We start from the raw sequence: 23,040 nt of genomic DNA, 5'->3' as shown, positions 1-23,040 counted from the left end.
AAAATCTCGCGAATCTCAAAGATGGTTAATGTTGGTAAAGGCGGTTATATCGCATTCCTTGATATCTGTCGGCTCGATAGAAAATAAAATCCGCTCGATTGAATGGCTGATATCGGCCCCGGCAATACCCCACTCACATCGGAGAATTTTTCTCACGAACTCGCCCGCACCGTTCGCACTGGTACGCATGCGTCCCGGTATCGTTCAGGATGTAGTGGTAGTGGCCGTGCCGGACCCAACGGTGGATCCCAAACAAGCACGCAATGCGCGTCGCCCAAGCACCAAGCATAACGTTCTCCTATTGGATCAAATGGGCGGGTCGCACGCTTTGTCGCTATGACGTTGCTGCGAGCGATACGATCGGCCCGGTGTTCCACGCCCGCCACACATTGGCGTAGGTGATCGCTTGAATTCGGTCGAATGCCCCACCGAACTGGCCGCCCATTGCCTCGATCGTACGGGCCGCCTTGACCACCGTCGCATGCCATACGAGTCGTGCCGTGTCAGTGTCGTACTCGTTCCACTTTCCGTCATCATGCAGGTCGTCCAGAAGTCCCTGCACTTCGTGCTCCAGTGCATCGAGCGCCGAACTCGGCAACTGCCGATCTCGGTCGAACCTACGGGCGACCCGAATCTCAGCCAGCCCGCGCCAGAGCCAAACCTGGGCATCGGTTCGATCCTGCTCGCTATTCCACGGGTCACGGGTCATCGCGGGTTGGCTCCCAGGCCGAATACTCTCCGCAGACGCGCAATCCATTTACGCCGTGCAGCATGAAGGTGGATCCGCAACGGCACTTGTGCGCACCGGCTCTTGGCCAGCGCGAAGCGCATCAAGGCCCAAGGTCGCCAGATCGGTGGCCGTGCCCGGCCGGCGATCGCTCTGTCATGGATATGCCGCTCGATATCGCGCTCGTATCGACTGAGTTGTCGACGCGGCAGGCCGAACTGCTTCCGGAGCGCCGCAGCGAGTGCGAGCGCGCGATCCGCGACGTCGTACGCGCGGCGGGCAAGGAGCTCAAGCGCGCCGCTGGGACCATAGAACTCCGAGTCGTACCACTCGCCGACCTGCCGGCTCGCTGCCGCGATCTCGCGCTGCAGATCGCGGTAGCTTGCTTCGAACCTCAAGTGACGCGCCCCCTGCCCGGTCGTCGCCGCATCGGCCAGGTCGGGCAGCGCGAACTCGAAGCACTCAGGCTGGCTCCACGGCGGGATCTCCTCTGCCGTATAGGCATTCTCGTTGATCAGCTTCCGGCAGCGATTCGCGTACGTTTCGAGCCGTTCGGCATTGTCGAGCGCGCGGCGGCCGCTGTCGGTCAATGCGATCACGCGGGCCCGACGTGCGTCGAGCGCCCACTTCCAGACCGCACCGATCATACCGAGCACGGCCACCACGGTTGCTCCGGTGATCAGATTGCCGTGATCCGACTTTTCGGGTTCGCTGGCCATCGCAGAGATCTCCGTCAAAACCCATACGGGTCGTCGCCCCAGCTCCGCAGCACCTGATAATCCAGTTCGGGCAGCATGATCAAGCCGGCCTCGGCGGCCTCGAGCACGCGTGTCATCTGCCCTTCCAGGATCAGGTTGCCGTGCAGACCGTAGAAATACCATGCGAACGGATGGCCGATGCGCTCGTCGAACTGGGTGAGCTTGCCGAACAGGCTGTATGCGTCGAGCTTGGCGGTGTTCCGCAGCTGCGCCACCTTGCGCGTATGCGTCCAGGCCGGCACAAAGTCCATCTGCCGCCCGCTGCGCCCATCGTCGTAGTCCTCGATCTTGAACACCCAGCGCAAGCACGCGCGCGCGCCGGCATGGCCCGCGCTCGACGCGGCCCAGTCGTCAAAAAACCGTCGGCCGCGCCATCGGCGCCGGTCGTAGCCGGGCGTGAGGTCACGCACGGCCACGACACGTTGCTCGCCAGTCGTCCGGTTGGTTTCGACGAACTGCCGAGCGCCGTCGCGCTGCCGGCGCACCCGATACACCGCCTCGGCGAGCTCGATGAAGTGCTGCATGTCGGTGGCCGCCTGCAGGCGATAGCGCGGTGCACCCAACTGGCGTTGCTCGAACTGTTCGTCCGGCGCGCTGCTCCAGCCGTTGCGCAGGTCATCCTCGCCCGGAGCCCCCGAGGATGCATCGCGCGGAAACACTTCGCGCTCGACGAATTCCTGCTCTTCCCAGACCTCGAGCTGCACGAAGTTGTCCTGGTCGCCGCCGCGATCGTGGACAAAGTAATGCAGCACGGACTCGATCTCGACCAGCTGGTAGCCGGCTTCCCTGTACGCGTGCCACACCGCACGTGCCGAGCCGTCATGCGCGTCGAGCTGCGCGTCGATCCACGCGCGGTAGTCGGGGGCGATCTCGCGGCCGTTCGCGTCGATCACGCGCGCCGGCCGCGCACCGAACTCGTCGCGCGATTTCACATGCCGCGCGCCACGAAACTCGGTGCGCGTCGCGAAGGCCGTCAGCAAGTCGGCGTGTTTTGGGGTGACGGGCGTGGTCGCGACGATCGTCGCCAGCACGTCGGTCTGCAGGTCGTATTCCTTGCGCATCGCAGGGCTCCGTTTACGTTGTGGTCACCGCCGGGACACCGGCCAGGTCATTTAGTTGATGCTGCCTCGAATGCCCAAGCGGCGACGCCTGCAATGCCGCAGCCGATCATGGCCACGGCCCACCCAATCGCCGCAGTTGAGGGAAGCGAACCGACTCTCACAAAGAACGCAGGGAGGCCGATGAGCCCGCCCGCAAGAAACAGCGCATTGCTGAGTTTCATCGCCTGCCTCCCGTCATTGCGTCGATCGCGCGGCGGCCGGCGGCACGCGCTGCTCGAGGTGGATCACGTTCGACCGCGCGAAGCTCACGCGCTCGCCGAGGGTAAAGGTTTCGAGCGGAGCACCTGCGGGATACGACGCGACGATGCCCGTCACGATCCCGCCATACGTGTGCTCGTCGGCCAGCCCATCGTGGACCCGGTCGACACACACGGTGGCCTGGATCAGCGGCCCGGCGATCGCCTGCAGCTGCACGACGTCGCCGCGCTCGATGGTGCTGCGCTGGACGTCGCGCTGCGCGTCCCAGCCCCAGCTCGGTGCCGGCGCTGTCGTGAAATCCCCCCGGAACCGCGTGCCCCATTCGCGACACAGCAGCTGCCAGGACGCGACCGGCATCGTGCCCTGCCCGGCTTCCCAGCGCTGCACCTGGCGCGGGGTCACGCCCACGCGCTCGGCGACGGCCGCCTGGGTCCGGCCGTGCTGCGTGCGCAGGTGGACGAGCTCGGCCGCGGTCGGCGGGTGGGCCACACGCACGCGCGGCGTCGCCTCCAGCGTGACCCCGCCGTCCCATTCGAGCGTGACCGGGCCGTAGCACTTCGCGCAGGTCGTGGCCGCACCGTCGTAGCTGTCGTCGGCGTGGCGCACCTCGCCGCGATGCCCGCAGGCGGTGCAGCGATACACGTACAACACGCCCTCGACGAGCGCCCCCTCAATGACCTTTTCCATCGTGGTCCTCCGACCAGAACCCGACATAACGTCGTGTAGCATCAGCGCAGCACGACATTTTGTCGTGTCAAGCAAATCAGTCGGCCCCTCCCCGGTCAGAACAATGACAGCTGCCGCGGATCGCGTTCTCGCACCGCGAGTGGACGCGTACCCGCCCCGACTCGACGCAGCCGCACGATCAGCGGCACGACCGTGTTGCTGACGGTGAGCGTGACTTCATACGCCGTCAAATCTGGCGTATCGAACGTCGGCACCCGCTTCCAAATCGGCCGCCAGTCGAGCTTGCGCATACGCGCGTGCAACTGCTCCTTGCTCGGTCCCGGCACGGATGCCGCGACAAACTGCGCAAGCGGCGCTGGCACCCGCTCCGGCGGGAACGAGTCGGGAAGTCCGAACGAAACCAGTTCAAGCGAAGCTGTCACGACTCGTGCTCCCATCGACGGTCAGGAAATCAGTTCGAGATGCTTGGCGCCATTCGGCACGGCGTCGACAACCAGGCGCCGATCGAAGGTCGCCAGCTTGCCCTTGTGTACGCGCGCCAGCGCCAGCAAGTACGTATCGGTCAACTGAGCCGACGACAGTAAGCGCGTGGCGTCGACGTGCTTCTCGTCCAGCAAGCTCACATCATCCGGCCAGAACGTGTGCCCGGCGTGCGCCCGCAGTTGCGCGACGAGCGGGGCGACGGAGGCCGGCGACCCCATCGTGTTCGGATACTTCGGATTGCCGATAATCCGCAACACGCCGTTCTCAGTCAGAGGGCAAGTCGACCATGCGGCATACCCTACCCGGCCAAACCATGCATGCGCCGGTTCGTGCTGAACATGAGCAGGATCCAGCAAGGCGATAAGGACGTTGACGTCGAGCAGGTAGGTCATCAAAGTGAATCGTCGCGAAGTTGATTGACGGTGTCGAGCGTGACCGACCGGGCCGTCGCGGAGGTCGGCATCAACGGCAGTCCGTTACGGCTCGTCTGGTTGGTCGTCGTGCGTTGCAATGCGGCGCGCGCGAGCTCGGAAATGACCTTGCCGATACTCGTGCCGGGCTTCGCACGCGCCCGTGCGAGGGCGAGGATGTCGTCATCGATGTCGATAGTGGTACGCATAGGGCTCTCCTGGTGAGCATCAAACATCAAGCATCACCCATTGTACCCCACTCACATCAAACATCAAGCATCGCGCATCATTTCTGTTGTAAACCCCGTTGGCGGGCGGTATACTGGCTGCGTACCTGAAACAACAGGTGCCGGGTTTGGCGACCCGAACGGTTAATGCGCACAGCCGCGCTCAGCGGCTTTTTTGTGCGAAGTGCCTGTGCACGTCGGTTTCTATGGGCGGGCCTGGGTGGGGAGACCTTCGGGTCTGCCGGTGTTCATTAGCCGCCGGTTCGCCAACCCCGCTCTGCGCCCGCTCACCCCGTTTGGCGACGGGGATCGGGTTGACTCCCAGCTAATGAGGCCGCACATGCACAGCCACCCTTCCGACCGGCGTATCGCGTCGCGCTCTACCCTTCCCCGTCTCATCGCGTTGATCCTCGCACTCGGCGCCACGGGCACGTCCGCGTGGATCTCGATCGTCGCCGGCATTGAACGCGGCGGCACCTCGGCCGAACGCGCCGCATGGGCCGCTGTCGCGCTCGTGGTGCTACTGGCCGCTCACCTGCTTCCCGCGCTGACGCGCGGCGAGCCGTTGCTGATCAAGCTTCCGGCCTTGGCGCTTTGGGGGGTGTGCCTCGTCGGCACCGGTTACGGTCACGCAACGTTCTTCCTGGCCGCCCAGCAACATGCTGGTGCGCAACGTGCAGGCGCCGTCGAGCCCGTACAACCCGGTGCACTGCCGCCAGTTGGGTCGGGGCGTGCGCGTGATGTCGTCGCGCGTGACCAAGCACGCGTCACGGAGTTACTCGCCAATGCGCGCGCCGAACAGTGCGTGTCGCGCTGCGCCCCGTTGCGTGCTCGGCGCGAAGCGCTCGCGGCCCAGCTGGCTGCGCTCGGCGTCGAGGCTGATATGGCACATCGACGCGAACAGGTAGCCGATCGCGCAGAAGCCGTGCGGCAACTCGTCCGTGCACGCCAGGACAAGGCCCGCATCGACCCCGTCACGTCTCGGGTCGCACAAATATTCGCCCTCTCGCGCGATGGTGTCGATCTGGCGATCGCCCTGCTGTTCGGCCTGCTGCTCGAATGCGTCGCCTGCCTGGGTTGGTTGCAAGGTCTTCCGCGGCGTGCCGCTACCCCGGTCATCGAGAGTCACGACGACAAAGTCACGCGTGACTCATCGGTCATGCCGAGTCACATCGCAGTCGTAAGCGGTCACGAACGCGCTGAATCGCCCGCCACCGTTGAAGTCGCCAGTCACGACGCTCCGGCGCTCAGTTCGATCAGCGCGCCGGCGGCCGACGATCTGCCAGTCCCGGAATCGCTCGTGACCGTGATTGAATCAGAGGCGTTGGCGTTGGCGAATGCCATCGCGGCAGGGCAGGTCCGTCTGACCGTTGCGGATATTCGCCGCCACGTGCGCTGCTCGCAGGCGAAAGCGGCGCAGCTGCGCCGCGCAGTGCTCGCGATGCTGGATCCGATCCCGCACCGAGACAGCGCACCATCGTCCGCACTCCGTACTACGCCATCCCGGCCGAGACTCGTCCACTCGGCATCACCGAGTCGCGCCGCGTAGCGCGTCGCGAATTCAACAAGACTTTCAGATGACACGTCGATGTTCCGACGTGTCGAATCGACTTCAAATGCGTGAAGGGAAAGCGAACGATGGGCTACGAGAATCCGCTTCTGAAACTGCCGGCAGGGCAGGCGCTTCAACGCCTGCCGGCCGAACTGCGCGCTCCGTTGGAGGCCGTATTGCGCGAGCTGCGCGACCAGGCAAACGCCGAGGCCGAGAATGCCTGGCGCCGCCGCAAAGGACCGATGGCCGCGTACTGGCGGGCGGTATCGACCTATGCGCGGCATACTGCACACGCACTCCGTCAGGGGCGACCGAAGGCCGAGGACTGAGCATCAGCGTCTCGAAATTCGCCACGACGTTCCGTCCGCGCCGAGCAACACCACCTGCGCCGATTACGGAGTCGCGTGGATGCGCTACAGTCTTGAACAATCGAACAATGACTGCGAGCATCGTCATGGACTTCCGACAATTGGTGTGGGTTCAGCACCCCATCGGCTCCGGCTGGACCGATGCGCCCGATCCGGTCATTTGGGCCGCCGTCGACAGGCTCGACGCGGTGTGGCGGGACACGCCCGAGTATGTCGGCGTGAACGGCTCCGGTTCCGACCAGGAAGGCAAATACGAAGCGGTCGGCACGTTTCTGCGATGCGCAATCGGGACGCGCTCAATATTCATCCCAACCGTTTCCATCGAGAACGGTACGGCCATTTTCACGGATGGACGCCATCGATTTGCCTGGCTGCGCGATCACGGCCTGCGAGCGTTGCCGGTCGAGGTCGACGAGGACTCCGTCGAGACCTGCAGGACTTGCTTTGGGACCACCGAGCGCGTCGGGCGATTCGATCCCGTCGCGCGATAGAGCGCATTCGATCGAACCGAGGAAAGACGGAGGCTTTGCCATGTCACTCGCATCACTGGATCCAAGGTTCGTGCGACGGGTCTGTTTGCTCTGTTGCCACTGCGTGCGCAACATCGCTTACTACCGCATGGGCTTCGTAAACGAGGACGGCACCGGTGTTCTGAAACAACACATGGAATTCGGCAAGACGGTCAACAGCAACATGCTCGATATCGCGGTTCTTGAGTGGTGCAAGCTATTCGCCGATCGCAACGCAGTTCATCACTGGAAGCGCGTCATTCGAGATGACACTGAGCAGCAACGCTTTCTTGGCGACATGTTGCTGGATGCAGCGACGAGTCTGAACGACTGGAAGCGCTATCTGGACACGGTGCGCGTCTACCGTGACAAGTTCGTCGCTCATCTGGACGACCTCGACGAGATGCACACTCCGTCGTTGGCGGTCGCATTGAAATGCGTCCTCTTTCTGTACGCGCACATCCGCGCGAACTACCCTGTGTCAAGTCTCGCGATGCCGCGTCGCGCACGGCTGCCAGAAAGCCTCTCGGTCTACTACGAGGCCTGCCGTGACGAAGCCCGGCAGGCCTACGACGCGGGGAGAGGTGTATGAACGATCACTCCTGGTCACTCGTGATCGCCGGATGGGGCGCGGTCCTCTCGACGATTCTCGCGGTAATCAAGTGCTGCGAACTGTGGCGAGACCGGCATCGTATCGACATCGGATATTCGTTTTGTAGCGACGAGCAGGAGGGAAACACGATCACGATACGCAACGTTTCAGGACGCCCCCTCATCCTGTGCTATTGGGAGCTTCAGCTTCGTGAGGGGCGCTGGCCATGCGCGCGATACAACACATTTCTGACCCCCGAGCCCGACGAGGTGAGCGACTGTCGGATCGAACCGTATTCGAGCTACCCCTTGGTTTTTTCCGACGAGAGTCACTTCGACAAGGACAAGGTTGCACCTTCCGGCAGCCCCTTGTATATCCGCTTGCATTTCGCTGGCCATCGGCCGGCGAGATGGGTGGCCTACCCGGGATCCTAGCTCTCTGCGCGAAAACGCCGTTGCCGCCAATCGGTGCCAACCAGACTCACCAGCGCCACCGTTCACCCGCGACCTCGGCCCACGCCTCGGTTTCCGACGTACAACGATGCTGCTCGGCGGTGAGCGCGATCGCGACCAGCAAGTCGTCGACGCGCCGGTCGAACGCGTCGTCGTCATCGATCGGCACCTGCTACACCGTCACGCCGTCGCGGGTCGCGCGTTAGACGCATCCGACCGAACTGAACAAAAGAAAAAGGGGCTTGCTATTTCTCTCGCATCCCTCAATCCGAGCGCCTTAGGTCGTACCCAAGCCCGCAAGGTAAGCCTCAAATTGAGCAACCTCGGCCGGCTCCGAGACGAGCGTCGCGAGTGGAGCGAGATTCTCGGGCGTGAGCAATGCGCGACCCATCCGGATCGCTTCGCCGGCGCGCTCCAATGAGAGTTCGACACCGCCGCACCACTTTGACCAATGACTCAGTTGCGATGGCGACAAATTGTCGATGTCGAGCCCGGCGAACGCCTTGAGGTTCGTCTCCAAATCCACGATCAAGATCTCACGCAGATCGTTTTCAGACCGCAGTGCGTCCAGGTGCTCAACGCGACCGACGACTGCCTCAACGTAATGCGGCCGCTTCACCGCGCGGCCCGACATCGCTTCTTCGCGTTCGATCTCCTCGCGAGTCGCTTCGCGAACCCCCATCACCTCATCGCCGCCTGTGCGCAGCAATTGAACAACGCGGCGCACGATCGGGGCGGGGCAGCCGGCGTTGAGCAAGAGCAGAGGACGAGTTTTTTTGTGCACCCAATCGGCGCCCGGCGCGCCGGCGCCACCTTTGCGCATCCTCGCGACCGAGGCGTTGATTTCGTCGAGGCGAAACGAGAAGCTCCAAAGCCTTTCGCGATGTTCCTTGGCTGCAATATCCCGCGTGAATTGGCTCAACATCGTTTCGAAGTCAACTCCAAAATACACGCGGCCGCAATCCTTCCCAATGTTGGTTGTGCGCCCATCTTTGGTCGCAACGAGGTAACCGCGGCCATGTAGTGTGCGGCAATTCGATAGACCGCACGGGATTTTGTCTCGCAAGGCATAGCTGCCAATGATCGCCTCGAGCTCATGAGCGTTCGGATCTAGTTGCCCATCAAAGTCCGGCCTCGCCTGGATGTCGGCCCAATCGTGTATGCGGGTAAGTTCCTTTTCGCCATTGAGCGTAATCATGCCGTGCCACCTCCTGCGTCTTTGGTCTTCCGTCGTTCATACGCTGGCTTATGCGCCTTCGTCTTGTAGTTGTTGTCGATCCACCCTCTCGCCCATTCGATACCGCGTTCGTAGGCTTGGGCACGATAGACACGATTGCCGAGGTCGGTGAATATGAACCGCTCGTCACCCCGCGAGACGATCACACCCGAGACGAAGAGTCGCTGCTTCGCCAAAATGGTCGGTGACGCCTCGATCTTCCACCCTTCGTACTCCGCGAACCGGTTCACGCGTTTCATCGCAACCTCCGGTGACTGCTTCGTTCCTGCTTTCCTATCGGCCGCCCATTGCATGCGACGCTGCGCATGCGTGACTAACTCACGAGTCGTCACGCGGCGCCCTTCGGTCCATCCACGACACTTTTCAACACGTCCATCGTTCTACTCTGAAGGCGTTCCATATGCTTCGGTTCAGGGCGCCACATACCGATCGCATTGCGCGTGACGTCAAAGCCGATTTGAAAGATGATCGCCAACGCCTCATCCGCGGTAGGAAACGTCGCCGCGCCGTCATCGCTTGCGTCGACGTCCTTCCGCTTCACCGCGACCAGAGAATCCGTGCGCCCCGTCTCGACGAGTAACACACACCAGCCGCCGGCGATGCGTTGAAGCATGAAGTCCGAAATGAGGCCCCCCGCGCGCTGGGCGCTCGCGGCCTCGACAGAGATGGTACGAACTTTCGTCACTCGATTCACCAATCCTAGTTTTCGTTAGCGTACTCGTGAACCAGTTGATTCATGTCGGCGATCTGCGCCAGCGTATCAGCGATGCAATCCGCGATGACGGCCTCACGTTCCCGCTCATTCAAACCGGTAATTTTCGCGCGGAGTCCTGCCTCCAGCACATCGGCCAAACTGAAATCCTGATCGTGGCCGGTGGCGCACTGGGTGCCCTTGACGATCCACAATCGGACCTCGGTGGGACCGAGGCTCACACATCCCGCCCAGCCAGCTTGGGCGTTTGGATCCAGCATCTCTTTCGGAACTCCTCTCATCGCTATCCTATTTCGAGTTACCCTGTTTGCGCCCCGCATTCAGCACGCCCCACGAAGCCATCGTTGCCCGGGCCGATCATGTATCGCTCACCATCGCCACCGCTCGCCGGCGACCTCCGCCCACGCCTCGCTTTCTGACGTACAGCGGTGCTGCTCGGCGGTCAGCGCGATCGCGACCAGCAGATCGTCGACGCGCCGGTCGAACGCGTCGTCGTCATCGAACGGCACCTGCAGCACCGTTACGCCGTCGCGGGTCGGCGTGCGCGCGACGCCAGCCAGCACCTCCCGCTCGACGCGCTCGAGCACCCGGGCCCGGCCGCGGCCACTGGCGCGCTTCGGCTCGACCTTCAGCGTCACGTGCACGGCGACCATCCGCGCTGCGCTGGCTGGATCCGCGGCGACCGGGTGCGACGCCAGGCTCGGCGCAACGCGCGGGACGGCCACAGGCGTCGTGGTCACGCCCGCGCCGTCGGCCCCGTCGAGCGCCGCGTTGAAAAACGTCTCGACCGACTGGAACTGGCGCACCGCATCGGCCTTGGTGTAGAGCGTGGTGGTGCCCAGGCTTGCATGGCCGAGCAGCTCCTGCATGTCGCGGATGTCGGCGCCGGCGTCCAGGCCGTGGTTCGCGAAAGTATGGCGCAGCCAGTGCGTGCTGGCCCGGCGCAGGTCCGCGGCCGCGTTCGGATACGTGATCGCCAACTGGTCGGCGGCCCGCGCAAAAATCCGCTTGAACAGCCAGCCGAGCCCGTCCGGGTGCAGCGCCTCGCCGGTCACGAGATGGGCGATCAGCGGCGTGTCGGCCGGCGCGGTCTCGAGCTCGAGCGGCACCGGTCGGTGGCGCAGCTGCGCGCGCAGCGCGTCGATCAGCCGCCGTGGCATCGGCACGGTACGCGCACGCCGACCCTTGCCCATCACACGCAAGCTCCATGCGTCATCCAGCGCGCCGTCGAGCGCGGTGCGCGACAGTGCGCCGATCGTCGCCGCGGCGAGCTCGGCGCGGCGCAGACCCGTCGCATAGGCAAACAGCAGCAGGAACGCGTCGCGTGCATGGGCCGCCTGGTTCGTCGCATGTTCGCCCGAGCGGTCGAACGCCGAGACGGGCCGCAGCACGGTCTGGAGCACGTATTGCCACTGCGCGCGGGTCAGCGTGCGGCCGGTCGCGTCGATCGGCACCGACGGCGCGGCCGGCAGTCCGGCGAACGGATTCACGCGCAGGTACTGCTGGCCGACCAGCCATGCGCCCATCGCGTTGAGGATCCGCCGTGCGGTATCGCGGCTGCGCTCCGACAGCGGGCCGACGAACGGCCGCCAGGCCGGATCGAACCGCTCGACGCGACCGCGCCCGATCCAGCGCGCGGCGGGTTGCGGATCGCGCAGAAAATGGTCGAGGTATTCGGCGCAGTCCATCGTGTTCAGCGACGACAGCGGCTTGCCCTTGGCGACGATCGCCCACAGCAGCAGCCGCTCGGCTTCGCGCCGGTACGCGCGGCGGGTCGCCTCGCTACGCGCGCCCCGCGTCGCGATCCACGCGTGGACCGCCTGCAGGTCGGTGTTGAGCTCCGCCTGGTGCGCGGGCACCGGCGCGCGGTTCAGGCCGGCCGAGCCGTCGAGCGCGGCCGGCACGCGCAGCGCCTCGAGCGGCACCACGTCGCCGCCCGATCCAACCCCCGCGCCCGGCACCGGCTGCAGCGCCGGGTGACCGGCGGCCAGCTGCCGGCGCGGCGTGACCGCGAGCGGCGACAGGTAGCCCAGCGTGTCCGGGTGCTGCGCGATGAAGTCGGTGAGGCGCTGCGCGCCCACCTTGCCCAGGCGCGGCACCGCGTTGTACCAGCGCTGGCGTCGCGCACGCATCAGCGCAAGCAGCTGCGCGAAGGTAGTGACGCCGGCGGCCGCCAGGCGCTCCACCAGCCGGGCGTCGAACCAGCCCTCGAGCGTGTGCTCCAGCTGCGGCGCCTCGACGAGACTCGCCTCCATGCGCGCAAGCGCCGCGTCCTGCCGTTCGCGCAGGCGGCGATTGCGCGCGACCTTGCGCTCGAGCGCGGGCGACGACGCCGGCGGATAGGTTTCGACGTACAGCGCGACGAGCTCGCGCTCGCTGTAGAACGCGTCCGGGTCCACCGTGGCGCGGAACGCCTCGAGCGTCGGCACCTCGACCGCCCGCCCCTCGGCGCCCCCCGCGTGCGCGTCGCGCGGCAAGCTGCCGGGTTTGAGGCGCAGCAGGTGCGCGGCGTCGACGTCGCGCGCGCGACGCGCGGCGATCGTGAACGTGTCGCGCAGCGTCGCCAGGGTGCGGCGGGTGACGCGCACGTCGGTGCCCGGCACGCCGTAGTGCGCGTGCAAAGTCGCCTCGTCGAGCCCTTCCAGATACGCGCGATACAGCGCGAAGTGGGCGGGCGTCAGGCGCAACATCGTGCGGCTGGTGGAGGCTCGCACGTCAGCGGGCTCCGATCGGCGCGGGATGCAGCCAGGCGGTCCGCCGTGCCGCCCAACCGAATGCCCAACTGGCCGCGACCAGGCCGGCGAGCCCGAGCCCCAGTTGCAAGGCGACCGTCTCGGCTGTCACCTGCGCGTGGGGTGCGTGATAGACCTTCCACAGGCCGTCGCCCACCAGCCAGAATACCGCGCCCACTGCACCGGTGACCCGTGCCGGGGCCGCAAGCGCCGCGCGGCTCGCATGGTTCGGCCACGCCAATGGGACAGTCAGGCTCACCGCGATGAGCAGCCCGGTCAGCACGCGCGTGTTGGGGTACATCTGCGATGCCATCCCGCAGCTGACGCCCGCGATCCCGATCGCGAAGAACACCCATTGCCACGGCTGCCACGGCTCAACGGGGCGCCCGCGTGCCGAAACGATCACGCCGTAGCCGACTTGCAGAGCCGCGAACGCGAACAGGGCGCAGCCGGCACCCGTGGCCCCATGCTCAAGCAAAGAGACCGCGTCGCGAGAGCCAACCTGGGTGCGCACCCATTCGCGCCCGGCATGCGCAAGGGGATGCCCTTGCTGCGCCGCCGCGCGCCACGCTGAACCGGCTGCCTCGAAAGCCGCCGCGAGCAAGGTCAGCAGACCGCCGAGCACCAGGTGGTACATCACTCGGCGACCGGTCGGCCAGTGCTCGATCGCGCGCCAGCCGCGTCGTGGCGTTCCCCCGTTCATACCGCGGGCCCGTCAGAGGTGCGCGGCTCGCCGTCGACGACGAGCGCCATCATGTGCGCCAGCACGTCGCGCACGAACGCGGGCGCCGCGCGCCGCGCGTCGGCCAGGTGGAAGATCCGTTCGGACCGAAAGCCGAGGTAGTACAGGCGCCACGCGCCATCGGTCTCGAACTGCAGGTGCGCGGGGTGGCCGGCAAACAGCGCGGTGTAGCTGTGCGTGTCGTGCGCCGCGTGCTGGTCGGCGATCCAGTGCTGTTGCGCGAACGCGAGAAATCGCGCGCGCTCGTCGGTGGTGGTCAGGAGCATCGGCAGTCCATCAGGGTTACGCGCGCGCGGGTCGCGCGAGCGCCGCGCGCAGGTTCGATTCGCAGTTCGCGAGGCGGCGCTGCAACTCGCGCTTCTGCTCGACGAGCTCGGCGAACGCTTCTTCGCTCGCCTCGAGCTCGGCCGCAGCATCGAGCAGCGCCTGCGCGACGTCGGCCGGCAAGGTGCCACCGTGCCGCCGCACGCAGTCCCGCAGGTGTGCTGGGGTCGGCGAGCGGTATGCCGGCGGACTGGGCGGATGCGTGCCCCGGTCGTCGCGCGTCGGCGGTAGGGTATCGGCGGTCGTCATGGATTGTTTCGTCGGCCCCGTCAAACAGCGTCCAGCACCGGGGCATCGGCCGACAGCCCGAGCCGGGCCAGCAAGGCGGTCTCGGCCTCATAGCACGCGGTCATCGCATCGATGTACGAGTCGTCCTCGACCGGTTCGTCCGGGATTTCGCAACCGGGCGGCACCGGGCCGATGTCCTGGCGGCGGCGAACCGTGTCGATCAGCTGCTGGAAGTCCCGTTCCGACGTCAGGAACCGACAGTGGTCGACGCCGTATGCATTGGTCAGCGACCAGCCGCCGTGGTCGGGCTCGTGCCACAACGTGTAGCCCTGGAAGTCGAACGACGTCCCCTCGCCGTTCGCTTCGGCCGCCACCGCACGCATGAGCTCGGTCGCGGACGGGAGCGACGCTTCCCACTCCGCTTGACGCGCCACTGCTGCTGCGCGGGCCGCATCGTGCGCGTCGGTGGCCGTCCGCCACGCGACCGCCGCGCGGCGCAGATCCTCGACTTCCGGAACGTCGTCAAAAAACGCCACGATGCCGCCCGGATACTTGGTTGCAATCCTGAAAATCGTATCCATCACCACCTGCACGGCATCCGCATCGGCTTCGTGGACCGCTTGATCGAATGCCGCGCGGGCCTGCAGGCAAGCGTCCAGGCCGGCCGCATCGAGCCCGTCCGCCCCGCTGAACTTGATCGCAAAGCGTGCGTTTTCGCCGTCAAAGTAGCCGGCCTCATGGTCGTCATGGAGCGGTGGATTCTCCGTGATGTGCGGCGAGGCATCCTCGCGCTTGTAACCGGCCACGGCCAGCTGCCGGCCGGCCTGCTTCGCGTGTGCGCGCGCGGCGGCCGCGTGCCGGCCGTGCGGATCGATCCCGAGCCGTTCCATCGCATGGTGGCCGGCCGCCTCGAGCGCGTGGTTGACGTTGGCTGCGCTCATGCGGCCGACCCCGCCGGCTGGGTCGCGTCGGCCGGCACGCGCATCAGTTCCATCACGTAGTCCGGCATCGTCAGCGCGATCGCCGACGCTTGCTCGAAGCTGACGATGTTTTTCGGCGTCTCGCGATAGGCCAGATCCGTGATCGAGAACTCGACGGATTGCGTGCCGAATTTCAGCCGCCGCTTGACGGCGTAGCTGGGGCTGCCGCCCCGCTCGTAGCTGACGATTTCCGCGACGCTGGCGCCGATCACCGCGTGCCACTGGGGCGCATTCGGCGCCAGGGCGTACCAGGTCAGGCTCCCGACCTGACGGGTCGCAAACTCGAACCCGGTCGCCCAAGCGACCGCCGCTTCCGCCGTGGCGAAATCGTCCCGGCGTGCAGCCAACTCGCAGAGGGCGGTCGCCCGGACGGTGGCCTGGTAGGTCGAAGCAGCGTTGTTCGCATCAGGGTGTTCCTCGATCGTGACGTCGGGCAGCCGCGGCTCGCCGGTTCGACTGAGTTCCACAGCGCCGTCGCCGCGGCGCGAGACCATCCAGAGATAGCCAGCGACGGAGACCAGCGAGTTGTCATCCAGCGCGGCAAACAATGGGGATGCTGGGGTCATGACGGTTCCTTGTCGTGGATCGAAGATAGAGGAGCTACTTCCAGAAGCGCTCGGGTGCCGCCAGGGTCGCGGCCAGCGCCTGGTCGTCCGTGAGGCCCTGCACGATCACCTTGCCGTCCCGCTTGACCGTGTCGAGCACAAAAAACTCGCGGGTCTGCAGGCCGTCCGGCGTGCTGCGCGTGAGCGCCCGGCGCGAGTATTCGACGTAGTGCGAGGGTTCGTCCGCCACCTGGTCGGCGGTGCGATAGGTCAGGCCGGCCGAGATCCCGTGACCGGGAAAGGCGTAGCCATGGAGCGGGCCGCCGACGGCCCGGCACTGGGCGTAGTCGTTGGTGGTGGTGTTCATGCTGGTGTTCCCCGGAATAAGTGGTGAAGGCGCGCCGCGCGCGTCGTAGTGATTGTGACGGAAACCGTAGCGCCGACCATGGTGCGGGATCGGCACCCCACCCGGGCGGGGGCGAGCCGCCGGCGCCGCGCGCCCGGCCCGGCCTTGCCCGGCGGGGTCTGGACAAGTATAGGGGAAAATCCGCCCGATCTGACAGACAAAAGTGTCACACCTGATAAGAGTAGTTATCAGATGTAGCAGTTTTGCCGCCTGCCCTACTGCACGCTGCCGCCGACCATGAAAAAACCCGGCCGGAGCCGGGTTACGGGACTGTCGTTGTACTGCTCTGGCAGACGCTTTGCCCTTATGCCTCTCGCGCGTCCTCGTGGAGCATCGAAACTTGCAGCGAAATTCGAACCGCGTCCATCCAGAACCCCTTGGCCTCGTCGTGGGAAATCGGCGCGTTATCCGGTGACAAGCTGGTGGCGTACTTCTGCGCGTGTGCGTCGATTTCCTTGAGGTGCTGGTCAGCAGCGGCCGCGATCACCTCCAGACGCTGAATTCGTTGCGCCGCAAGCCGTTGCTCGCCCTCACGGCCCCGCACGCCTTCGAGCTTGGCTTTGGCCTCGGCCAAGACAGAATCGATGTCGGCCTTCGCCTGCCGGGCCCGGTCGGTGGCCGCCTTGATATGCCAATTGACACGCGTGAAGTAGTCCGCCTGATCCGCCTGCGCCGCGGCAGCTGTGAGATTCCGGGTGGTCATCGTGTGGTGGGTGTTTCGAATGGTTGGTGGATGGCTGACACGCCAAGCGCAAGCGTTGTTTTGCCACGCCGCGTGCTTGGCGAGACGGTGCTGGCAATCGTGTGACGAAAACCGTTCCGTAGAATACTTCATCTGGCACCTCGATTGAACGATGGCCGGTAACCTCACGGCAGCCGAGCAGTCCCCGCTGCACCAGCGATTGGTACGCGCCCCAAAACCCGGCCGGAGCCGGGTGTTGCTGCCGAAGCAGATCGACGTGCCCGCTTGCATTTCGCTACGCAGGCCGCAGCCAGTTTTCGACGGCGAGCCCTGCAACGCGGGTGAATTCGGCCGTATTGTCCGTGACCAAGACGGCGTCGACGGCCAGCGCATGGGCAGCGATCAGCATGTCGTTCGCCCCGATCAACTGACCCTGCCTCTCGAGATCGGCTCGGAGCCGCCCGTAGCATTGATCCGCGTCCGACTGCAGCGGCAATACGGTCAAGCTCGCGAGCAGCTGCTCGACACGCTGCGCGAGCGCTGAGGAGCCGCGCTTACAGACGCCGTACCGTAGCTCGGCCGCGACGACGATCGAGGTGCACACTTGCTCGGGCGGCGTTTCCCCGATGCGCGAAGCGCACGCGCCCCGAGGGTCCCGGATTACGTTCGACAAAATATTGGTGTCGAGCAGATAGAGGCTCATTCAATATCGACCGGTTCAGCCGGGAGGTTTTCGATGTCAGGGAAAGTTTCGTCCAAGGGCGCCCATTGCGCGAATAGCTCGCGTAGAGACGGCGCTTCGACCGGTTCGATGATTAGGCGCCGGCCTTCACGATGAATAGTGACTTCCGAGACCGGCAGCTCGAACTCGCGCGGGATCCGCACGGCCTGGCTACGTCCGTTGCGAAATAGGCGTGCATGGCGGGTGTCATGGGTTGGCATAGGGACGGCTCCAGTTCAATTGCGACGGCATATGCCACAGCATATACACGTTACAGAAAGTTCGCAAATATCCGCCGACATGCGGGCCGGCCTGCGTCCATTTATTGGCGGTTGCCTGCGCCCTTCGGGCTGGCCGGATCTTCGCGGGCAACTGTGCGTGCCGGCTTGTCGGCGCGCAGCCCGCAAAAGACGGATGCCTTAACCGGCCGGCCGGCGTCCACTCGAGAAACGCCACTTCGGCGACGAGGTCGGGCTTCAGCCAGCAAAACTAACGATCGAACTCAGGCTCGGGGGGGGCTGGCAAACGGCGAGCGTTTGCGACCCAACGCCGAGAGCCGACTCTCGAATTCCCGAGCCTGTCGCGGCGTAAAGCTCGGCGCGACGTGGCCGACATAGCGCAGGCGACCGCCCTCCTCGTACACGCCCAACAGCATCGCCCGCACCCCTGCTGTCGCCCCTTTCCGGCGGGAAAACCCGCCGATCACGAACGCCTGGCGTTCGACACATTTCAGTTTGATCCACCGATCCGACCGTCCGGAGCGATACGCCGCATCGATTTGCTTGCCAATGATGCCTTCGAGACCGAGCTCACATGCGGATGCCAGCATTACTTCGGGTGCTGCGTCTATCGCTTCAGAAAACTGGATTTCGTCCGTTGTCCAGCCACATCAAGTCGAACACGACTAGCGAAATGCCCGACGTGCGCCGTCGATCGAACGCATTTTGCAGGCCGCTGAAGCTCGGCCGCCCCGCGGCGTCGAGCCACACTGCCTCTGCATCAAGCCATGCGTTTTGTAACGATAGGCGCTCGAGCGCGCCGCGAAGATGCGGCACACGGTCGGTCCAGTCATGTCCGTTCCTGGTGAAGATTCGCACGTCTCAGCCTTCAATTCGGGCGAGCATCCGGTAGCCATCGAATTTGATTTCGTACGCCCATGTGCCTGTCATTGGGGGACGTGCGCGAGGACTGCCAGTGCAGGCTCAATGAATTTCGGCATGCCATCGCCCATAGGCTGCCCATCTCGATGCCGCCCGCCCCCCCGACCTTGTCCACCTGCCCATGCGCGCCTCCTTTGTTCGTCGTCCCTGCCGCAACCTATGTTCCTTCCAAACCTACCCACGCCAGACGGCGCGTCGACACTCCTCGGCCTCTCCCGCTCCGCGGTTCGCAAGTGACCTCCGCACCGCAGCGGGACCTCGTGACCCGGGATCGCGCAGCATGGCGAGACACAAGTGGCCTGCATTCGGTATCGAGTTGATTTCATTGAGAGTAATCGCGTTACCGCCCGTGACCGGAGTCGCGTCATGACTTGTCGTAACGACGCATCCTCGATCTCCACGTGGAGATTGGACATGGCCGTGCCGCGAAACGCGATCTCCACGTGGAGATTTGTCGATGCGTCCCCAAATTCTTCCAGCATCGACGGTCGACTCACTGTCCGCGCGGAGCCACGTCCATTAGGCCGACAATCTCCACGTGGAGATCCAGACACGGAACAGTACATGACCTGCAATCTCCACGTGGAGATTCCAGACGTGGCACTGCGCAAGAGCTGCGATCTCCACGTGGAGATTGAAGAAGCGGTCGTTGGCGATCGTGTGGATTCCGTTAATTCTCTGCGTCTCCGCGGCCGCGCCACGTCCAATCGGAGTTGGTGCGTAATCAATTTCATCGAAATATTGCAATTTTAATTCGTGATGTACTAGACTCCGGTCGAGGGAAAATCTCCACGTGGAGATTTTGGAGAACGGTCCGCCCCCTAGCGGATAGACCAAGGAGGTTCGAAGATGGGCTTGGTGTTTTCGGTCGCAAACCAGAAAGGTGGGGTAGGAAAAACCACCACTACGATGAATCTTGCCGGTGCTTGCCACGAGCAGGGTTACAACGTCCTCGTAGCAGATACCGACGACCAGCAATCCTGCTTGAGCTGGGCTGCGTCGGCTGCAGAGGATCAACCGTTGCCTTTTCCGGTCATTGGCCTCTCCGGGCTAGGGAAAATGATTGGCAACCAGATAACGAAGCTGGCGGACGAGTACGACATCGTGATCGTCGACTGTCCGCCAAACATATCGGATCTCACCACCGGCCGCGTCCTGGCCGTCGCGGACGTCACATTAGTGCCAACCGACGTTTCTCCTCTCGAAATGTGGAGCAACCAGGGAATGATCAAACTCATCGAACAGACTCAAACGATCAATCCAAACGGAAAAGTCGCAATTTTTCTAAATAAATTCCAGCCACGCTCCATGCTCAGCGAACAGATGGTGCAGCTGCTTGAGGAAAGCGGGGTTGCTTTACTTGACCAAAAGGTTCCGTACCGCGAGGTCTACCGGCAAGCCGCAGCCCTCGGCCGGACGGTGTTCGATGCGAAGGGCCTCCGAAACACCAAGGCAGCGAAGGCAGATTTCACTGCGCTGTTCGAGGCAGTCGTTGACTTACATCAGGGGAACGCTAGCGGGGAGGGTGAGGAATGAGCGGCAAAGGAAGGCTTGATTTGACCAGCCGGGTACGTGCGGGGATGGAGGAGCAGACGAGATCTGCGACTGCACGGCTTGATGCGGCGAAGGTCGTTCAAACAGCACATCTCGAAGTAGCTGATCAGTTGCCTAGCGAAGTAGCAAGACGGATCCCGGGCGCAATTTCACGCGAAGGCACCGCGATGTCAGACCGGCGCCCGGTCCGGATACGCGTCGCAGACACAATTCCGAACCCTTACAATCCTCGAGTCTTTTACGACTCCACAACCATTAGCAACCTCGCCGAGTCGTTTGGATCGCAAGGGCAGCTCGAAGCAATCAAGGTGACCCGCCTACCGGAATTTCCCGACAAATGGGTAATTATTGACGGGGGCCGACGAACTCGAGCCGCAGCTCTTCGAAAAGACGAGTTCATCGAAGCAGAGATCATCGAAGAGGAACTGGAGCCGAAGAGCCTGTATCTGCGCGCCTATCATGCAAACAAGGATAGGGACGAGCAGACCGACTTCGACGACGCATATGCATGGAAAAAGTTACTCGATGCCGGGGTGTATCGTGACCAAATGGAGCTCGCAGCCGCTGTCGGCCGCGATCCCAAGCACGTCAGCAAAGTGCTCCAGCTGACGACACTTCCGACTACGCTCCTCGAGGCTATGGCGAAGCGCGCCGACGTCGTTCGACTTTCGCACGCCTACAATCTGAAGTTGATATACGACCGCGCCGGCGAGGCTGTCGCCGCACGGTGGTTGAAAGAGGTAATAGAGGGGACAGCAAGTGTCCGGAAGCTTGAACAGGTCGCGTCCGAGCAAAGCAAAGGAACGGACAGCAAGCGGAGCAAAATTCACTACCAATCGAAGTTCCCATTTCGGACGAGCAACGGCGATGAAATCGGCATGCTGAAGCAATTCGCAGACGGAAGAACCGAGTTGACGTTGAAGGGCGTCACTGGCCCTGCTCAAGAAGAACTCGGCGAGAAACTGAAGGAGCTTGTCCTTCAGTGGGTTGCAAATGCTGATCACGATCGACCGCGGGATTAGCGGAAAAGGCTTGGCGTGAGCGCATAAGTCGGGGCGAAAATGCCCCTAGGCTCGCGCATATTTTGGGGCGGCTAGCTGTTGCACCGCGCATATCTTGGGGCGAAGCGGCGTACTGATTCACGCATAAGTTGGGGCGACGACTGCGTAACAGTTTCTGGTGGATCAGAGCCCCATAACGCACCGTGGCCGATTCGGCCGAGAGTGAGTACTGACTGGGGCGGCCCATGCGCATAAATTGGGGCGTTCGTCGAACCATCGCGCGCATAGGATGGGGCGGCGGAGCGGTCTGGCTACGCATAACTTGGGGCCATGCTGCCGAAAGCTGCTTCCGCGCATAACTTGGGGCGGGTTTTGATCTCGCTGTATGAAGCTCGTCATGCCCTACGGAGACTCGCAACGCGCATAACTCGGGGCAAAGCCTCGGCTGCTGCAACCCTGTTTCGCGGGCAGAAAGCCGCTCGCATATGTTGGGGCAGAGGCTATTAGCCTTGAACGGCTGGTGGCCACGCGCTGTGGCGTCGGTTTTGACGTTCGCTATCTTCGCGTGGTGGTCGAGGGGTCGCTGAGCGTGGGCAACCGAAGGTTGTCCACTGAAGCGAGCCCTTCTACAAGCAACATAGAAGTAAACGTACTTCTAAAAGCAAAACCTAGATCGCGATGTTTCGCCTTTGGAATCATGACGTTGGAGAGCTTTCCGCCCCCACTTATGCGGCCTGCGCCCCAAGATATGCGAAATTGGCCCCGATTTATGCGCGCCTTGCGCCCCCATTTATGCGAAATCTGGCCCCGAATTATGCGTGGATAAGTAGCGTTATCCACAGGGTTTATCAACATCCAGCTACTTCGCCCCGAGATATGCGTGACTGCGCATAAGCCCTATGCTTTAATCCGCCAAACTGAGCGAGCACCATCATGCCTGAAGCCGCGAAATTGAAGACCTCAACGCGAAAGTCGCCGGAACCCAAGTCGACCGCGATCCGGCCAAATGTTGCGACTCGTCTATTTGAAGAATCGTTGGCCATAGAACGCGAGGACGCGTTCCGTGCCGGCATGGCGGGATTCATGGGCCGTGCCCTCGTCCAGGCGACACTGCCATATCGCGAGCCAGATCGAAACTTGCCTGTCTGGGGCCGCGCGTCGGGTGACATGAGCTTGATTATCAAGCCTGGCTACTATCTCGAGCAGAAGACCAACCAGCTCGAAAGCATGGGCTATCCGTACGGCACAATTCCGCGGCTACTCCTTGCGTGGCTAGGCACAGAGGCGGTTCGCACGAAAGAGCGGCAGCTTGTCCTAGGTAAGTCTCTCTCGGCTTTTATGGATGCACTCGGCATCTCGTCGCACACGGGTGGAAAAAACGGGTCGATCACACGCGTGCGGGAAATGATGAAGCGCTTGTTCGCCTCAGATATGGCGATCGTTCATGGGGGAGGGTCCGCACCCGGCGCAGACTTCGCCACACGCAAGTTCAGCATAGCGGAAGAGACGTGCCTATGGTGGGACCCACAAACGCCTGAACAAGCCGGGCTTTGGCAATCGACGGTGACCTTGTCCGAGAAATTTTTCAAGGAGATCCTCGAAGCTCCGGTGCCGATCGATCTGCGAGCGTTGAAGGCGCTTCGCCAGTCCCCCATGGCTATCGACCTCTATTGCTGGCTGACGTATCGAAACTTTTCGCTGCGCGCCCCGACAACGGTTCCATGGGAAGCGCTGAAGCTGCAATTCGGATCCGGTGCTGCAGAAGACAAGAAATTCCGCGAAACGGTGCGACGAGCTCTACTGCAAGTTCTTGAGGTCTACCCAGCTGCGAACGTAAATCCAACGAAAGCGGGGTTGTACCTTGAGCCGTCTAGGACGAGTGTTCCTAGGCTGGTCAAGACCGCATAAGGCTGAGTGCGTCGTGCTGATCAT

General features: G+C 63.6%; 35 protein-coding genes. 8 read left to right on the top strand and 27 right to left on the bottom strand.

All coding sequences use genetic code 11. The annotated features are described in order from the left end of the window. Positions 1–15: 15 nt before the first annotated feature. The 9 genes from CFB47_RS41510 to CFB47_RS39240 all read right to left on the bottom strand — a co-directional run bounded on the left by CFB47_RS41510 (position 16) and on the right by CFB47_RS39240 (position 4,593). On the bottom strand, positions 16–189 hold the full coding sequence (locus CFB47_RS41510; protein WP_174990676.1) for a hypothetical protein: 174 nt from the start codon (positions 187–189) through the stop codon (positions 16–18). Between the two features lie 145 nt (positions 190–334). Next, complete coding sequence (locus CFB47_RS39270; RefSeq protein WP_069301959.1) at positions 335–709, bottom strand: hypothetical protein; 375 nt, start codon at positions 707–709, stop codon at positions 335–337. Further along, a complete protein-coding gene (locus CFB47_RS39265) occupies positions 706–1,446 on the bottom strand; it encodes a hypothetical protein (RefSeq protein WP_069301958.1) in 741 nt (246 codons plus the stop codon). Before CFB47_RS39265 ends, CFB47_RS39270 begins: the two co-directional genes overlap by 4 nt. Before the next feature lie 14 nt (positions 1,447–1,460). After that, on the bottom strand, positions 1,461–2,546 hold the full coding sequence (locus tag CFB47_RS39260; protein ID WP_069301957.1) for a hypothetical protein: 1,086 nt from the start codon (positions 2,544–2,546) through the stop codon (positions 1,461–1,463). 47 nt (positions 2,547–2,593) lie between these two features. Continuing rightward, a complete protein-coding gene (locus tag CFB47_RS41505; RefSeq protein WP_174990675.1) occupies positions 2,594–2,767 on the bottom strand; it encodes a hypothetical protein in 174 nt (57 codons plus the stop codon). Positions 2,768–2,780: 13 nt separating this feature from the next. Next, positions 2,781–3,491, bottom strand: a complete 711-nt coding sequence (locus tag CFB47_RS39255; protein WP_083264182.1) for a helix-turn-helix domain-containing protein — start codon at positions 3,489–3,491, stop codon at positions 2,781–2,783. 95 nt (positions 3,492–3,586) lie between these two features. Then, positions 3,587–3,913 carry a hypothetical protein gene (locus CFB47_RS39250; RefSeq protein WP_141716973.1) on the bottom strand — a complete coding sequence of 109 codons (327 nt, stop codon included), beginning with the start codon at positions 3,911–3,913 and terminating at the stop codon, positions 3,587–3,589. Between the two features lie 21 nt (positions 3,914–3,934). Beyond that, positions 3,935–4,366 carry a TA system VapC family ribonuclease toxin gene (locus CFB47_RS39245; RefSeq protein ID WP_069301955.1) on the bottom strand — a complete coding sequence of 144 codons (432 nt, stop codon included), beginning with the start codon at positions 4,364–4,366 and terminating at the stop codon, positions 3,935–3,937. Continuing rightward, complete coding sequence (locus CFB47_RS39240; protein ID WP_069301954.1) at positions 4,366–4,593, bottom strand: CopG family transcriptional regulator; 228 nt, start codon at positions 4,591–4,593, stop codon at positions 4,366–4,368. Before CFB47_RS39240 ends, CFB47_RS39245 begins: the two co-directional genes overlap by 1 nt. A gap of 358 nt (positions 4,594–4,951) precedes the next feature. Here CFB47_RS39240 and CFB47_RS39235 point away from each other — a divergent pair, with 358 nt between their 5' ends. The 5 genes from CFB47_RS39235 (at position 4,952) to CFB47_RS39215 (ending at position 8,066) form a co-directional block, all read left to right on the top strand. Next, positions 4,952–6,160, top strand: a complete 1,209-nt coding sequence (locus tag CFB47_RS39235; RefSeq protein WP_070162840.1) for a hypothetical protein — start codon at positions 4,952–4,954, stop codon at positions 6,158–6,160. An 89-nt stretch (positions 6,161–6,249) separates the two neighbouring features. Then, positions 6,250–6,492: a hypothetical protein gene (locus tag CFB47_RS39230; RefSeq protein ID WP_069301913.1), complete on the top strand. Its 243-nt coding sequence runs from the start codon at positions 6,250–6,252 to the stop codon at positions 6,490–6,492. Positions 6,493–6,617: 125 nt separating this feature from the next. Continuing rightward, on the top strand, positions 6,618–7,022 hold the full coding sequence (locus CFB47_RS39225) for a hypothetical protein (RefSeq protein WP_141716963.1): 405 nt from the start codon (positions 6,618–6,620) through the stop codon (positions 7,020–7,022). Positions 7,023–7,062: 40 nt separating this feature from the next. Next, positions 7,063–7,632, top strand: a complete 570-nt coding sequence (locus CFB47_RS39220; RefSeq protein WP_141716964.1) for a hypothetical protein — start codon at positions 7,063–7,065, stop codon at positions 7,630–7,632. Further along, positions 7,629–8,066: a hypothetical protein gene (locus tag CFB47_RS39215; RefSeq protein WP_069301916.1), complete on the top strand. Its 438-nt coding sequence runs from the start codon at positions 7,629–7,631 to the stop codon at positions 8,064–8,066. Before CFB47_RS39220 ends, CFB47_RS39215 begins: the two co-directional genes overlap by 4 nt. A 46-nt stretch (positions 8,067–8,112) precedes the next feature. Here CFB47_RS39215 and CFB47_RS41500 read toward each other — a convergent pair whose 3' ends face one another. The 18 genes from CFB47_RS41500 to CFB47_RS41995 form a co-directional block, all read right to left on the bottom strand. After that, positions 8,113–8,253, bottom strand: coding sequence for a hypothetical protein (locus CFB47_RS41500; protein WP_174990674.1), 141 nt, complete (start codon positions 8,251–8,253; stop codon positions 8,113–8,115). 108 nt (positions 8,254–8,361) lie between these two features. Continuing rightward, a complete protein-coding gene (locus tag CFB47_RS39210) occupies positions 8,362–9,282 on the bottom strand; it encodes a hypothetical protein (RefSeq protein ID WP_069301917.1) in 921 nt (306 codons plus the stop codon). Next, positions 9,279–9,560, bottom strand: coding sequence for a hypothetical protein (locus tag CFB47_RS39205; RefSeq protein WP_069301918.1), 282 nt, complete (start codon positions 9,558–9,560; stop codon positions 9,279–9,281). The genes CFB47_RS39210 and CFB47_RS39205 overlap by 4 nt, the downstream gene beginning before the upstream one ends. Before the next feature lie 89 nt (positions 9,561–9,649). Further along, a complete protein-coding gene (locus CFB47_RS39200; protein WP_141716965.1) occupies positions 9,650–10,006 on the bottom strand; it encodes a hypothetical protein in 357 nt (118 codons plus the stop codon). Between the two features lie 14 nt (positions 10,007–10,020). Then, the gene (locus tag CFB47_RS39195) at positions 10,021–10,293 is read right to left on the bottom strand and encodes a hypothetical protein (protein WP_069301920.1); all 273 of its coding nucleotides are present in this window, start codon (positions 10,291–10,293) and stop codon (positions 10,021–10,023) included. Between the two features lie 108 nt (positions 10,294–10,401). Beyond that, complete coding sequence (locus tag CFB47_RS39190; RefSeq protein WP_069301921.1) at positions 10,402–12,747, bottom strand: phage integrase family protein; 2,346 nt, start codon at positions 12,745–12,747, stop codon at positions 10,402–10,404. A gap of 1 nt (position 12,748) precedes the next feature. Beyond that, entirely contained in the window at positions 12,749–13,402 is a 654-nt protein-coding gene (locus CFB47_RS39185) for a hypothetical protein (RefSeq protein WP_226292009.1), read from the bottom strand. 62 nt (positions 13,403–13,464) lie between these two features. Continuing rightward, complete coding sequence (locus CFB47_RS39180; protein WP_069301923.1) at positions 13,465–13,773, bottom strand: hypothetical protein; 309 nt, start codon at positions 13,771–13,773, stop codon at positions 13,465–13,467. 16 nt (positions 13,774–13,789) lie between these two features. Next, positions 13,790–14,080, bottom strand: a complete 291-nt coding sequence (locus tag CFB47_RS42010) for a hypothetical protein (RefSeq protein WP_069301924.1) — start codon at positions 14,078–14,080, stop codon at positions 13,790–13,792. A gap of 20 nt (positions 14,081–14,100) precedes the next feature. Continuing rightward, entirely contained in the window at positions 14,101–15,000 is a 900-nt protein-coding gene (locus tag CFB47_RS39170; RefSeq protein ID WP_069301925.1) for a hypothetical protein, read from the bottom strand. Further along, on the bottom strand, positions 14,997–15,605 hold the full coding sequence (locus CFB47_RS39165; RefSeq protein ID WP_226292010.1) for a hypothetical protein: 609 nt from the start codon (positions 15,603–15,605) through the stop codon (positions 14,997–14,999). The genes CFB47_RS39170 and CFB47_RS39165 overlap by 4 nt, the downstream gene beginning before the upstream one ends. A 34-nt stretch (positions 15,606–15,639) precedes the next feature. Next, the gene (locus CFB47_RS39160; protein WP_069301926.1) at positions 15,640–15,951 is read right to left on the bottom strand and encodes a hypothetical protein; all 312 of its coding nucleotides are present in this window, start codon (positions 15,949–15,951) and stop codon (positions 15,640–15,642) included. Between the two features lie 343 nt (positions 15,952–16,294). Continuing rightward, positions 16,295–16,825 carry a hypothetical protein gene (locus CFB47_RS39155; RefSeq protein ID WP_141716966.1) on the bottom strand — a complete coding sequence of 177 codons (531 nt, stop codon included), beginning with the start codon at positions 16,823–16,825 and terminating at the stop codon, positions 16,295–16,297. A gap of 142 nt (positions 16,826–16,967) precedes the next feature. Continuing rightward, positions 16,968–17,375, bottom strand: a complete 408-nt coding sequence (locus CFB47_RS39150) for a type II toxin-antitoxin system VapC family toxin (protein WP_009692912.1) — start codon at positions 17,373–17,375, stop codon at positions 16,968–16,970. Beyond that, a complete protein-coding gene (locus CFB47_RS39145; RefSeq protein ID WP_009692911.1) occupies positions 17,372–17,614 on the bottom strand; it encodes an AbrB/MazE/SpoVT family DNA-binding domain-containing protein in 243 nt (80 codons plus the stop codon). The genes CFB47_RS39150 and CFB47_RS39145 overlap by 4 nt, the downstream gene beginning before the upstream one ends. After that, the gene (locus CFB47_RS42005) at positions 17,601–17,849 is read right to left on the bottom strand and encodes a hypothetical protein (RefSeq protein ID WP_252447792.1); all 249 of its coding nucleotides are present in this window, start codon (positions 17,847–17,849) and stop codon (positions 17,601–17,603) included. The genes CFB47_RS39145 and CFB47_RS42005 overlap by 14 nt, the downstream gene beginning before the upstream one ends. 46 nt (positions 17,850–17,895) lie before the next feature. After that, positions 17,896–18,222 (bottom strand): DNA polymerase LigD ligase subunit, encoded by a 327-nt coding sequence (locus CFB47_RS42000; protein ID WP_009692910.1) that lies wholly within the window; start codon positions 18,220–18,222, stop codon positions 17,896–17,898. A gap of 25 nt (positions 18,223–18,247) precedes the next feature. After that, positions 18,248–18,490, bottom strand: a complete 243-nt coding sequence (locus tag CFB47_RS41995) for a hypothetical protein (protein WP_226292011.1) — start codon at positions 18,488–18,490, stop codon at positions 18,248–18,250. Between the two features lie 912 nt (positions 18,491–19,402). On the opposite strand from CFB47_RS41995, the gene parA reads away from it, so the two are divergent. From parA to CFB47_RS39125, 3 genes are all read left to right on the top strand, one after another. Next, on the top strand, positions 19,403–20,089 hold the full coding sequence (gene parA, locus CFB47_RS39135) for a ParA family partition ATPase (RefSeq protein WP_009692909.1): 687 nt from the start codon (positions 19,403–19,405) through the stop codon (positions 20,087–20,089). After that, the gene (locus CFB47_RS39130; RefSeq protein ID WP_069301928.1) at positions 20,086–21,129 is read left to right on the top strand and encodes a ParB/RepB/Spo0J family partition protein; all 1,044 of its coding nucleotides are present in this window, start codon (positions 20,086–20,088) and stop codon (positions 21,127–21,129) included. Before parA ends, CFB47_RS39130 begins: the two co-directional genes overlap by 4 nt. A gap of 912 nt (positions 21,130–22,041) precedes the next feature. After that, complete coding sequence (locus CFB47_RS39125; RefSeq protein WP_069301929.1) at positions 22,042–23,016, top strand: replication protein RepA; 975 nt, start codon at positions 22,042–22,044, stop codon at positions 23,014–23,016. The last annotated feature ends 24 nt before the right edge of the window (positions 23,017–23,040 follow it).

The organism is Burkholderia sp. AU27893 (assembly GCF_002223205.1).
Classification (GTDB): Bacteria; Pseudomonadota; Gammaproteobacteria; order Burkholderiales; family Burkholderiaceae; genus Burkholderia.
Note: the sequence above shows the minus strand (reverse complement) of the source record. Positions and strands in the feature narration are given on the sequence as shown.